15 protein-coding genes are annotated in these 12,113 nt (G+C 56.6%); 11 read left to right on the forward strand and 4 right to left on the reverse strand.

Annotated features, from left to right (window positions below):
• Positions 1–41 precede the first annotated feature (41 nt).
• The 3 genes from ACQZ5M_RS16475 (at position 42) to ACQZ5M_RS16485 (ending at position 1,838) form a co-directional block, all read left to right on the forward strand.
• Positions 42–452 carry a universal stress protein gene (locus ACQZ5M_RS16475; protein WP_449080302.1) on the forward strand — a complete coding sequence of 137 codons (411 nt, stop codon included), beginning with the start codon at positions 42–44 and terminating at the stop codon, positions 450–452.
• Positions 453–568: 116 nt separating this feature from the next.
• On the forward strand, positions 569–1,240 hold the full coding sequence (gene trhA / locus ACQZ5M_RS16480) for a PAQR family membrane homeostasis protein TrhA (RefSeq protein WP_296015562.1): 672 nt from the start codon (positions 569–571) through the stop codon (positions 1,238–1,240).
• A 97-nt stretch (positions 1,241–1,337) separates the two neighbouring features.
• Positions 1,338–1,838 (forward strand): N-acetyltransferase family protein, encoded by a 501-nt coding sequence (locus ACQZ5M_RS16485; protein ID WP_449080303.1) that lies wholly within the window; start codon positions 1,338–1,340, stop codon positions 1,836–1,838.
• Here the strand turns inward: ACQZ5M_RS16485 and ftrA are convergent.
• Positions 1,822–2,844, reverse strand: coding sequence for a transcriptional regulator FtrA (ftrA, locus tag ACQZ5M_RS16490; protein ID WP_296077661.1), 1,023 nt, complete (start codon positions 2,842–2,844; stop codon positions 1,822–1,824). The two genes, ACQZ5M_RS16485 and ftrA, sit on opposite strands and share 17 nt — an antisense overlap.
• A 68-nt stretch (positions 2,845–2,912) precedes the next feature.
• Here ftrA and ACQZ5M_RS16495 point away from each other — a divergent pair, with 68 nt between their 5' ends.
• A complete protein-coding gene (locus ACQZ5M_RS16495) occupies positions 2,913–3,308 on the forward strand; it encodes a rhodanese-like domain-containing protein (RefSeq protein WP_296077659.1) in 396 nt (131 codons plus the stop codon).
• Between the two features lie 43 nt (positions 3,309–3,351).
• Here ACQZ5M_RS16495 and bioB read toward each other — a convergent pair whose 3' ends face one another.
• The 3 genes from bioB to msrB form a co-directional block, all read right to left on the reverse strand.
• On the reverse strand, positions 3,352–4,356 hold the full coding sequence (gene bioB, locus ACQZ5M_RS16500) for a biotin synthase BioB (RefSeq protein WP_449080304.1): 1,005 nt from the start codon (positions 4,354–4,356) through the stop codon (positions 3,352–3,354).
• Entirely contained in the window at positions 4,340–4,915 is a 576-nt protein-coding gene (locus ACQZ5M_RS16505) for a biotin transporter BioY (RefSeq protein WP_296077656.1), read from the reverse strand. The genes bioB and ACQZ5M_RS16505 overlap by 17 nt, the downstream gene beginning before the upstream one ends.
• 418 nt (positions 4,916–5,333) lie before the next feature.
• Positions 5,334–5,744 carry a peptide-methionine (R)-S-oxide reductase MsrB gene (gene msrB, locus ACQZ5M_RS16510; RefSeq protein WP_449080305.1) on the reverse strand — a complete coding sequence of 137 codons (411 nt, stop codon included), beginning with the start codon at positions 5,742–5,744 and terminating at the stop codon, positions 5,334–5,336.
• A gap of 173 nt (positions 5,745–5,917) precedes the next feature.
• Between msrB and ACQZ5M_RS16515 the strand changes: the two genes are divergently transcribed.
• From ACQZ5M_RS16515 to mnhG, 7 genes are read left to right on the forward strand one after another with little or no spacing between them, the layout of a single operon-like run.
• Positions 5,918–8,302, forward strand: a complete 2,385-nt coding sequence (locus tag ACQZ5M_RS16515; protein WP_449080306.1) for a putative monovalent cation/H+ antiporter subunit A — start codon at positions 5,918–5,920, stop codon at positions 8,300–8,302.
• Entirely contained in the window at positions 8,299–8,718 is a 420-nt protein-coding gene (locus ACQZ5M_RS16520; RefSeq protein ID WP_296037001.1) for a Na(+)/H(+) antiporter subunit B, read from the forward strand. The genes ACQZ5M_RS16515 and ACQZ5M_RS16520 overlap by 4 nt, the downstream gene beginning before the upstream one ends.
• Complete coding sequence (locus ACQZ5M_RS16525; protein WP_296100838.1) at positions 8,718–9,095, forward strand: Na+/H+ antiporter subunit C; 378 nt, start codon at positions 8,718–8,720, stop codon at positions 9,093–9,095. Before ACQZ5M_RS16520 ends, ACQZ5M_RS16525 begins: the two co-directional genes overlap by 1 nt.
• On the forward strand, positions 9,095–10,693 hold the full coding sequence (locus ACQZ5M_RS16530) for a Na+/H+ antiporter subunit D (protein ID WP_449080307.1): 1,599 nt from the start codon (positions 9,095–9,097) through the stop codon (positions 10,691–10,693). Before ACQZ5M_RS16525 ends, ACQZ5M_RS16530 begins: the two co-directional genes overlap by 1 nt.
• On the forward strand, positions 10,690–11,169 hold the full coding sequence (locus ACQZ5M_RS16535; protein WP_296015546.1) for a Na+/H+ antiporter subunit E: 480 nt from the start codon (positions 10,690–10,692) through the stop codon (positions 11,167–11,169). The genes ACQZ5M_RS16530 and ACQZ5M_RS16535 overlap by 4 nt, the downstream gene beginning before the upstream one ends.
• A complete protein-coding gene (locus ACQZ5M_RS16540; RefSeq protein WP_449080308.1) occupies positions 11,166–11,570 on the forward strand; it encodes a cation:proton antiporter in 405 nt (134 codons plus the stop codon). The genes ACQZ5M_RS16535 and ACQZ5M_RS16540 overlap by 4 nt, the downstream gene beginning before the upstream one ends.
• Complete coding sequence (gene mnhG, locus ACQZ5M_RS16545) at positions 11,567–11,908, forward strand: monovalent cation/H(+) antiporter subunit G (RefSeq protein WP_449080309.1); 342 nt, start codon at positions 11,567–11,569, stop codon at positions 11,906–11,908. The genes ACQZ5M_RS16540 and mnhG overlap by 4 nt, the downstream gene beginning before the upstream one ends.
• Positions 11,909–12,113 lie beyond the last annotated feature (205 nt).

Below are 12,113 nucleotides of genomic sequence, written 5' to 3' on the forward strand. Positions count from 1 at the left end.
GAGGAAGCAGCGCATTTGCTTCCAAACGAAGGGAGCAACCTATGTATGCTAAAATCCTGGTGCCGGTCGATCTCAGCAACGCCGACAAGGCAGAGCGCATGGTCAGGAAAGCCGAAGCGCTTCTCGACCAGGGCGGCCAGATCGTGCTGATGAACGTGGTGGAAGATCTGCCGAATTATCTAGCCATCGACGTGCCCATGGACATCGTCGAAAATGCCGTACGAGACGCCAAGAGCCAGCTTGCCTTGTTGAAGAAAAAATCGGCTCGAATCTCTTCCACTGAAATTCGGAGCGGCGCGCCCGCTCGCGAAATATTGGCTGTTGCGGAAGAGACGGGCGCGGATCTCATCATCATCGCCTCGCACACGCCAGATTTCACCAACTACTTCATCGGCGCTACGGCAGACCGTGTCGTGCGTCATGCCAAGTGCTCGGTGTTGGTCGACCGTTAGATATGTCTCCTCTTTTGCAACAGCCGTGAACGGAAAGTGAAGTTCAAGGCGATCGCTCGTCTTGTTCCTGTCTCATATTGCCGACATGATAACATGACGACTGATGGGAAGATGAAATGAGCGAGATTTGGCCGTTTGGCCGCCGGTACGATCTGCATGAAATTGTGGCCGATGGCATCGTGCATGGCATCGGCATTGCCTTCGCGCTTGTAGGCGCAACCGCGCTCATCTTTTATGTAACGCTCTGGGGCAGTCTTAGCGCAATTGCGGCAGCCTGGATCTACGCGCTTGGCCTCGTTCTCTGCCTCTCCATTTCATTCACATACAATATCTGGCCACATTCGAGAGCGAAATGGCTGCTGCGCCGACTCGATCACTCTGCCATCTTCATTTTGATTGCAGCCACTTACACACCCTTTCTTCAGCGTGGAATTGAAGATCCTTTAATTGCTCTGACGCTGGCGGGCATTTGGGTGGCGGCGCTGGGCGGCATCTTTCTTAAATGCTTCTATCCAGGTAGATATGACCGGCTTGCTATTCTGCTTTATCTTGGCATGGGCTGGAGTGGGGTCATGGTTGCGCAGCCTTTGTCCAATCATCTCGCACCTATCACCATGTGGCTGATCGTGATTGGCGGCGTGATCTACTCAATGGGCGTGATCTTTCACGTCTGGGAGCGCCTGCGGTTCCAGAATGCCATCTGGCATGGCTTCGTGGTTACTGCGGCAGCCGTACATTACTCGGCCGTGATGACGAGCTTCAGCATCACGCCCGGCGTCGGCTATTGATCTCGTTTTAATGCCTCAACGTCCCTGAAACTGCTTCACAGGCTCCGCAGCCGTGCCTATGGTCACGGCACAGATTCATCGTGAATGGATATCGGAAATGAGCATTGAAATACGCGACGCCAAAGTCGAAGATCTTGGCGGCATCATGGACATCTATAATGACGCCGTGGAGAACACGACTGCTATCTGGAACGAGGTCCTCGTCGATCTCGAGAACCGCAAGGAGTGGTTCAAGCTGCGCAAGGAGCGCGGCTTTCCGGTGATTGTCGCGATCAAGGACGGCGTGGTCGCAGGCTATGCCTCATTCGGTGACTGGCGTGCCTTCGACGGTTATCGGCACACGCGCGAGCATTCGGTTTATGTGCATAGGGAAGCCCGCGGTCATGGGATTGGCAAGCTGCTGATGCTGTCGCTCATCGAACATGCCAAGGCAGCTGGCGTCCATGTGCTCATCGGCGCTATCGAATCCGAAAATGTCGCATCCATCCGGCTGCACGAAAAGCTCGGCTTTCGGATTGCGGGACAATATTCGGAAGTCGGCAAGAAATTCGGACGCTGGCTGGACTTGACCACAATGGAGCTCAGGGTTCCTTCTTGAGCTTTTCAGAGCCGAACCGACCGCGATAGGCGGCTGGGGTCGTGGAAAAATGCTGGCGGAAGTGGTGACGAAGATTGGCGGATGATCCCAGCCCGCATGTTTCGGCCACAGCGTCGATCGTCAATGCCGAGCTTTCCAGCAAGTCTTTCGCCTTTGACAGTCGCTGCGACAGAAGCCATTTGGCGGGCGTCGTTCCGGTCGCCGCTTCGAAGCGGCGTAGCAGCGTGCGCGCGCTCATGCCAGCCATTCTAGCCAGGTCTGCAACTGTGTAGGCTCTCGACAGATCGGCATGCATCATGTCCAACAGAGGCCCAAGCCGTGCCTTCTCATGCGGCTCCGGGACGGACTTTTCGATGAACTGCGCCTGTCCTCCATCGCGGTGTGGTGCAACCACGAGACGGCGCGCCACCATATTAGCCGCCCTGGTTCCAAAATCACGGCGTATCAGGTGCAGGCAAAGATCGATGCCAGCAGCACTTCCGGCAGAGGTCAGGACATTGCCCTCATCGACATACAGCACATCCGGCAGCACCGTGATCGCAGGATAGCGGTCCTGCAACGCTTGTGTATAGCGCCAATGTGTCGTCGCACGCCTGCCGTCGAGAACCCCGCTGGCCGCCAGAACGAAGACGCCCGAACAGATGGAAAGAAGCCGGGCGTCATTTTCATGCGCCTTTCGCAAGGCGAGGCGAAGCGCGTCCGGCACGTCGGCGTCAAGTCCACGCCAACCAGGCACGATGATCGTTCCGGCCTGTTCTATGAGTTCGATGCCTCCGTCGGCAACGAAGCGCACACCGCCTGTTGCGCGCATCTCCCCATCATCGACCGCCGCCACCGCAAAGCGATACCAATCGTCACCCATTTCTGGACGCGCCAGACCGAAGACCTCCACCGCAACACCAAATTCAAACGTGCAAAGTCCATCATAGGCAATGGCTACGACGAGCCGATTGGGAGGCTTCGCAATTTCTGCAGGGTTTGTCATGATCTTTACGCTATATGGCAATCCTGCCACCTGCCAAGCCAGCAAATGACGTTTTAAGTTCGGGACACTCGACAAAAAGGAGATGAACCATGAGCTATGTCACTGACATTTCTGCTGCCCCGGCAGACGTTGTTATCGACCACTTTTCTATGCGACTGGCAGTGGAAACCGATTGCTGGGACGTATGGGCTTCAATGGAGAAAGGCCAGCAGGACTTCGTGCTTCTTCATGTCGTGGGGTCGGCCGAGGTCTTCGCTAGGCGCCACATCCCCGGAGCGATCCATCTTCGCCATGCGGATATGACTGAAGAGCGGATGCAGGAATGGCCCAAAGACACCTTGTTTGTCGTCTACTGCGCTGGTCCACATTGCAATGGAGCGGACAGGGCAGCGCTCAATCTTGCCCGGTTGGGACGCAAGGTGAAGATCATGATCGGCGGCATGACTGGTTGGGCGGATGAGGGTTTTGCTTTTGCGGCCATCTGAAGCGCAGGGCAGCGAAAACGCTGCCCCGTCGACACGCGTTGCGTCACGACGCCAGTGCGGTTTCAACCGTCTCTTCCACAGCTCCGATGGCGGTCAACAATTCGGCATCCTCGCCGATGCCGGCATTGGGCGTGGTGAGCAGTGTATCGCCATAGAAGATGGAGTTCGCGCCTGCCATAAGGCAGAGGATTTGCGCTTCCCGCGTCAGGCTTGAGCGACCGGCTGACAAGCGCACGGTGGATTGCGGCATGACGAGGCGCGCGGTTGCCACCATACGCACCAGTTCCAGCGGATCGATTCGAGGACGTTTCGCAAGGGGTGTGCCTTCGACGGGGACGAGTGCGTTGATCGGTACGCTTTCCGGGTGAGGCGCGAAGCCCGCCAGCACCTGCAGCATCGCGGCCCGGTCATTGACGCCTTCTCCCATGCCGATGATTCCGCCGCAACAAAGCTCGATGCCGGCGGCGCGCACGGTAGACAATGTTTCCAACCGGTCCTGATATGTGCGCGTGGTGATGATGCGGGAGTAAAAGTCCGGGCTGGTGTCTAGATTATGGTTATAGGCGGTTAGACCAGCCTTCGCCAATCGCTCGGCCTGATGCGGCTTCAGCATGCCGAGCGTGACGCAGGCCTCCATGCCGAGTTCGCGCACGCCCTCTACCATCTCGATGACAGCGTCGAATTCCTTACCGTCGCGGACCTGTCGCCAAGCGGCTCCCATGCAGAAGCGCTCTGCGCCAGCCGCCTTCGCCGTGGTCGCCATGTCCAGAACCTTTCGAGGGTCCATCAGCATGTCGCGTGTCAGATCGACCTCGCGATGATGGGCCGATTGCGGACAATAAGCGCAATTTTCCGGGCAGCCGCCCGTCTTGATCGAGAGAAGGCTGGCCTTCTGCACATGGTTTGGGTCGTGATAGTGCCGATGGACAGCATTGGCGCGCCCCACCAGTTCGAGAAGTGGGAGCCGGTAGAGCGCAGCGATGTCCTCAACGCTCCAGTCATGCCGTATCTTGACGTCGGCTAGCAGCTTTTCAGTCATTGGCAGCATTCTCCACCGTCTTCACTTTGGGCAGAAGAAGCGACGCGGCAGCAACAATTCCGATTTTGACGAGATCGCCCAGAATGAATGGCGCAACGCCGATAGAGAAGATTTTTTCTGCGGGCAGGAAGGCGAGCAGCCATGCCATGCCGAAGACGTAGATCACGACCAGGCCCGCCATCATGGCAACGGTTCTCCGCAGCAGGGTTCCACTCTGCGACAGCCAGCCTGTAAGCCAGGATGCAACAAGGAAACCGGCTAGGTAACCACCCGTCGGTCCCATCATATAGGCAATTCCGATGCCGCGCTCGGGAGAGCCGGAGAAGACTGGAAGGCCCACAGCGCCCGCCGACAGATAAGCGACGAAGATCGTAACGGCCATTCGTGGTCCAAGGATGATCGCAAAACCCATCACTGCCATGGTGTGTAGCGTCATCGGTACCGGCCAGAACGGTACCTGCGTTTTTGCGGCAAGCGTCATCAGGACGACACCAGCGACAACGGCAACCGTCCGGAACGGCAAGCTACGGTTTTTGGCGCTGAAAAAGGCAGTCTCAACTTTATGCATCAAGCTCTCTCAATTATAGATAATTTATCGATGATGATAAGGGTATTCAGACTCCACGGAGAGTCAAGAGGCTAAATCGGAGGTAAAAATGCAATATTATCTATAATTTATTCAAAATCGAGAGATTGTTTTTCCATTCTCATGGATCGCATCACATGGCCGGACTCGTTCAGAGCAGGCAGAGAAGGTTAAAAAGAGAGGCGGAGGATGTTATGCCGAGGTGACGCGAGGGGGCCAGGTGCTTACCTCAAGCCAGGCCCTCTAAAGAGCCGACCGCCGTCCAGCGGCCGCGCTTTTCCGTCAGACCAGAGGTCTTGGGCGCCCTCTTGTGCATCAAGGGTGGACTACCAATGGCAACTTTTCGTTTGTTGCCTTTGTTACGAGTTGTCGCAGACGCGCCAACCCGTTTTTCGCGCTGTCAATCTTGCGGCTCGAACACCATGGAATGACCGTTGATGCAGTAACGCAGGCCTGTCGGTGGCGGGCCATCGGGAAAGACGTGCCCCAGATGACCGCCGCAATTGGCGCAGCGAATTTCAGTGCGCACCATCCCGTGGCTGATGTCGCGATGCTCTGTCACGGCATCGGGCTTCACGGGTTCGAAATAACTGGGCCAGCCGCATCCGGCATCGAACTTCGTATCGGAAACGAAGAGCGGCTCGTCGCAGGCGGCGCAGCGATAGAGACCTTTTTCGGTGCTGTTCCAATATGGCCCGGTAAAGGCGCGCTCTGTGCCGTGTTCGCGCAAGATTCGGTATTGCTCGGGCGTGAGTTGTTCACGCCATTGCTGATCGGTTTTGGTAATTTTGGGAGATTTGAGATCGCTCATCAGAGGCCCCTTTCTGTTGGCTTAGATATAGTAACGATGCGCGTTCATTGAAAGAGGGTCAAATCGGCGTGTCTTCCCTGCTTTTTGCCGCCCAAAGGGTTGAGAGATATTAACCTTTCCCGTAATTCAGGCATCAGCATTGAGAGCCGCGGTCGGCTCTGAGAGGAGGCCGGATGGCATTCGATGTCACGTCGCTGACATTCATCGCGCTTTTTTCACCATTTCTGGCAGCGCTGCTTGCTCCGGTCCTCGTGGCCAGGCTGGGATCCAAGGCGGCTTGGATACTGGCCCTCGTTCCAATTCTCGTCTTCGCGCATTTCCTCCGGTTTCTGCCGGAAGTCGCTGCTGGCGAGGTGGTAACCGGCGGCTATGTCTGGGTACCGAGCTTCAATCTCAGCTTCTCCTGGTTTCTTGATGGACTCTCGCTTACCTTCGCACTGCTGATCGCCGGTATCGGAGCCCTGATCGTGCTTTATGCTGGCGGCTATATGGAAGGCCATCCGCAGCAGGGCCGCTTTCTTGCCTTTCTCTTTCTCTTCATGGGCGCCATGCTCGGCGTCGTGATATCCGACAGCCTGATGATGCTGTTCGTCTATTGGGAACTGACCTCGATCACCTCGTTCCTGCTTATCGGCTTCGATCATCATCGCGAAGCCTCCCGTCGTGCCGCGCTCCAGGCGCTTCTAGTGACGGGCGGAGGCGGTCTTGCCTTGCTGGCGGGGCTTCTCTTCATCTGGAACATCAGCGGCACGACACAGCTCTCGCTGCTTGTGCATGGCGGCGATGTGCTGCGCCAAAGCCCGTTCTATTTCGCGGCGCTGGTGTTGGTGCTCGGCGGTGCATTCACAAAATCCGCGCAGTTTCCCTTCCACTTCTGGCTGCCCAACGCCATGGAAGCGCCGACGCCTGTCTCCGCCTATCTGCATTCGGCGACCATGGTAAAGGCAGGCATCTACCTGTTGATGCGCCTTAACCCGGTCCTGGGCGATACTGCTGCGTGGCAAATTCTGCTGCCATTTTTTGGCGGCTTAACGATGCTGATCGGCGCATTGATGGCTATTCGCCAGACCGACCTCAAGCTTATGCTCGCCTACACGACCGTGTCGTCGCTTGGCCTCCTGGTCATGCTGATCGGCTTCGGGTCGGAGCATGCTCTCGAAGCGGCTGTGCTCTATCTGATCGCTCATTCCCTCTTCAAGGGCTCCCTCTTCATGGTGGCCGGGATCATCGACCATGGGACCGGAACCCGCGACGTGCGCCAGCTCGCGGGCTTGAGAAAGGCGATGCCGATCATCTTTGCCGCAGCTTTCGCCGCCGCACTCTCCATGGCGGGGTTGCCACCCTTTTTCGGTTTCCTGGCGAAAGAGGAGATTTATTATGCGTTGGCCCACGCAAACCCGCGCGCAATTCTCTTTACCGGTGTCGCAATCATCGGCAACGCATTGATGCTGGCCATCGCTTTTGCGGTGGGGCTCAAGCCTTTCGTCGGCGTGCCACTGAAGACGCCGAAAGCAGCACATGAAGGACCCGTGCTTTTGTGGCTCGGACCCACGGTGCTGGCATTCTTCGGTCTGGTCGCTGCCGTATTTTCAGACACATTTCACGCGGCCGTCTCCACACCCATGGCAAGTGCAGTTGCCGGCGATACTCGGGCCGTCGAAATGTCGCTGATACCGCATATCGGTATACCGCTAGCGCTTTCGCTGTTCACCATCGGCCTTGGTGTCATGATATTCACGATGCTCGCCAAGGCGCGTGATCTGATGACCCGCACGCTGGATGCCGTCGGTCCCGGACCCGACAAGGGGTTCGATGCCTTCGTCTCCGGTCTCGTGCGCGTCTCCGCCAGTCTCACGCGAGTTCTTCAGCCGGGCAGGCTCGAATTTTACGTTACCGCGACATGCGCCATGATCGCAGCTGCTCTTCTGATCCCGCTTTTTATATACGACGAGTTGCCGGCCATGCCGATCTGGCCAGCCAAGGCTCAAATTCAGGAGCTGACCTTCGTGGTGATCGCCGTCATCGGCCTGGTCGCCGTGCTGATGGCGTCCAGCCGACTGACCGCCATTGTCGCGCTTGGAATTCAGGGTTTCGCGGTCGCGGTGCTCTTTTTGCTATTCGGTGCGCCGGACCTGTCCTTCACGCAGTTCATGGTCGAGACACTCTCGGTGGTGATCCTCACTCTGGTCATGACACGCCTGCGTCTATCGCCATCGGATCACCGCGGGTTTGGTCAGAAGCTAATGGATGGAACGATTGCGGTTGCCTGCGGCATCGGATTTGCCTTGATGCTGCTGAAATCGACCGAACAGCCCTTCGACAATAGCCTGACCGCGTTCTTCAATGCTTATTCCAAGGTTATCGCCCATGGAAACAACGTGGTGAATGTCATCATCGTCGATTTCCGCGGGACCGATACATTGGGAGAAATTGCCGTGGTGATGATCACGGCGCTGGCCATTCTGTCGCTTATCCGCATCCGCACAGGCTCGAAATTACGTCCTGCGGATAACAATCCGGATGACGATTATGATCGTGTAGGGAAGGGCAGGGCATGAATACGCTGATCTTCAGGACGGCTGCGCCCGTCATAACCAGTGTCATGACACTGTTTTCGATCTTCGTGCTGCTGCGCGGTCACAATGAACCTGGCGGTGGCTTCATTGGCGGTCTGATTGCCGTCTCAGCGCTCGCCATTTATGGTATCGCCTATGGCGTACACGCGGTCCGGCGCGCCATAATTTTCCACCCCTTGTCGATTGCCGGCTTCGGTCTTTTGCTGGCGACGCTGTCCGGTATGAGCTCGATCTTCGTCGACGTACCCTTCATGACGGGCTTGTGGATTTACCCCAGCCTCTTCGGTGTGGAAGTGCCGTTGGCCACCGTCATCTCCTTCGACATAGGCGTCTACCTGGTCGTTGTCGGTGGCTTCACCTCCATCGCGCTCGCGCTGGAAGAAAGGGATCGTGACTGATGGAAGCGATATTCTCCATCCTCGTCGGCGTATTTTTCTCGACAGCGATCTATCTCATGCTGTCTCGCCGCAGCGTTCGGCTTCTGCTTGGCATAGCGATCCTCGGCAACGCCGTCAATTTGTTGCTTTTTACCGCCGGCCGCCTGCATCGCCAAGTCCCACCTATCATTCCAGCAGGTATGGACGCGCTGCCGCCGGACACGGCAAATCCCCTGCCGCAGGCTCTTATTTTGACGGCGATCGTCATTTCATTCTGCTTTTTCTGCTTTCTGCTGGTACTCGTCTGGCGCGCGTTTCAGGAGTTGAAGACCGACGATACGGACGAAATGCGTGCGGCTGAGCCGCAAGGCGAGCCGCTCCCGCCGGTGGGTTATTAATGATCACGCAATTTCTTATCGCAGCATCCGGTCCCGCCGCCGTCGATCTATCTGCCGCTCTCGTCATGCAACCCACTGGACTTGCCGACTGGGTGATCGTGATGCCGGTCGCCCTCTGTATCGGTCTCGGCGCAGTGCTGATGATGATCCGCCATCGGACAAGGCTTCATGCTCCAATCACGATAATGGGCCTTTGCATTCTTGTGGCGCTGGAAGCGGCACTGCTCTGGCGCGTGGCGTCGCAAGGGCCATTCACAATGGTAATGGGCCGCTGGCTTCCGCCTTTCGGAATAGCCTTCACCGCGGATTTGACCGGAACCGTGCTGGCACTGGCTGGCGCCATTGCAGCACTTGCCTGTGCTATATACGCGGCGCGCGATTGTGAGGATCGGGAGAGACGCTACGGCTTCTACCCGTTCCTGATGTTACTGATGGCCGGCGTCACGGGTGCGTTTCTGACCGGAGACATCTTCAACCTCTATGTCTGGTTCGAGGTGCTGCTCATCTCCTCTTTCGGCCTCATCGTACTCGGCTCCACGCGAGAGCAGATCGACGGCGCACTGAAATATGCCGTGCTCAATCTTCTCGGAACGACGCTTTTCCTTATTACGGTCGGCTATCTCTATGCCATTTTCGGCACACTCAACATGGCCGATATTGCAAGGAAAGCCACGCCACTTGGGCAGACCGCGCCTCTCATGACGCTTGCATCGCTCTTTACGCTCGCCTTTGCGATGAAGGCGGCAGCTTTCCCAGTGAATTTCTGGCTACCCGCATCGTACCACACACCCAAGATCGTCGTTTCCGCGCTATTCGGCGGCTTGCTCACCAAGGTTGGCGTCTACGCTCTGTTGCGCGTCATGGTGATGCTCTTTCCGGTGCAGCGCGAGGAACTCAGTTTTGTGATAGCCGTCTCCGCTGCGTTGACGATGATTCTCGGCGCCATGGGAGCGCTCGCACAGAATGACCTGCGCCGCATGCTTGGCTACATCGTCATTTCCGGCATCGGTTCCATCATGGCGGGTGTGGCGATCGGCACACAGGCAGCGCTGAGCGGCGCAATTTTCTATGCGCTGAATTCCATCGTGCTGATGACGGCGCTCTACCTTGCCATCGGTCACGCGGCGCGTCTCGGCGGCGCATGGACGCTGTCTGGATTGAGGGGGCTCTATGCCGGGGCGCCATGGTTCTCCGCCATGGTTCTAGTGCTTTTCTTTGCCGGCGCGGGCCTTCCACCCTTTTCCGGTTTCTGGCCGAAGGCCATGCTCACCAAATCCGCGATCGATATCGGCGCATGGTGGCTTGCTGCATCAATCCTCATTTCGGGTTTTATCTTTACAATCGCTCTTGGGCGTGCGTTTCTCCTATGCTTCTGGAAACCAGCCGCACCTGAAATGTCGAGGCCAGCCAGGGCGCCGTTGGCGTCGGCGTCCGGAAGACCGCCATCGATGATGCCCGTGGCGGCTCTCACTCTTTTGATCGTCGTGGCGGGTCTCTTTCCCGAGCCCCTTATGAAGATCAGCCAAAGCGCGGCCCAGACGCTTGGCGATCCCTCCGCCTATATTCGTTCGGTCTTTCCGCAAGGAGCGCTTCGATGAGCCTCTTTTTCACCGGCCTTGTGTTCGTGCTGATTTGGCTTGCCATCTCCGGCAGCTACACAGTTCCCAACCTGCTCTTCGGGGCGGTGGTGGCGGCCTTGTCGCTTGGGCTTATTCGCCACCAGATCAAGAGAGGTGACAGAGCGGGCATCCGACCTCTGGCCACGGTTTCGCTGGCCCTGCTTTTCATCAAGGAGTTGGCGCTTTCCGCATGGACTGTCGCAAAACTCGTCGTGAAGCCAAGGATGGAATTGAAGCCCGGCATCTTCGCTTATTCTCTGACGGTTGAGCGTGATTTCGAAATCGCCCTTCTCGCCAATCTGATCACGCTTACCCCAGGAACTCTTTCCGTAGATGTGGGGGAAGATCGCAAGACGCTCTACATCCATGCTCTGGATTGCCGCGACGTCGAGGCGACGAAACGGTCCATCGCCGATGGCTTCGAGCGCAAGATCATGGAGGCTTTCGCCAGATGACGCCGGAGATACTCGTCTCTTACGCCTCGCTTGTGGCGCTCCTTATTCTTTGTATCGCTTTTCTGCTTACGGTCTATCGCGTCGTGGTCGGCCCGACGCTGCCGGACCGGGTCGTGGCGCTCGACATGCTGGTTGGGATTGCCATTGGCTTTATCGCGGTGATTGCGGTGCGCAGTGGCTTCAACCTATACATTGATATCGCAATTGCCCTTTGCCTCGTCGGTTTTTTGGCGACGGTGGCCTTTGCTCGCTTCATCCTGTCACGCCGGCCTGAAGAAAAGAGTGGAAAAAGACAGGTTCTCGATGGTCCAGATGTCCTGCCTGCGGAGAGGAACATGCAAAATGTCGCGGGTACAAAATTAAAGAGCAGGGGAACAAAGAAGAAAGGCAAGAAGAAATGACTTGGGTACTTGCAACGATCATAACTGTGCTGCTCATCGTCGGGGCGCTGTTTTCCCTGACAGCAGCCATTGGCCTTAACCGTCTGCCCGATCTCTACACAAGAATGCATGCAGCATCCAAGGCAGGCACGGTCGGCTCAGGGCTCCTTCTTCTGGGAGTTGGCCTTTATTCCCAAGACCTTGAAGTATTTGCGCGCGCCTTCGCAGGCTTTCTGTTCGTTGTTCTTACTGCCCCAATATCTGCACATTTGCTTGCAAAATCGGCGCATCAGGTTGGATATAAATTGTCTTTTCACTCAATCGCGGATGACTTGGAAGCAGATCGGAAGTCCAAGTGAAAAAACAACTTCGCCGTTAACTTGTGCGGATTTCTAGCTACTAAATATTTTGTTACCCGTTATTTTTTATATATGAATTTCCGGAAATATGGTCTGAGTTGTTCCAAAATAATATCTGGACTTTTTTTGGTTTGGTGATATCCAACGATACGCAAAGTTTCTGAAGCTGATTTGCTATTCGTTATTGGCGTTTCTCTACGCCCTA

The organism is Rhizobium sp. 22-785-1 (genome assembly GCF_053521965.1).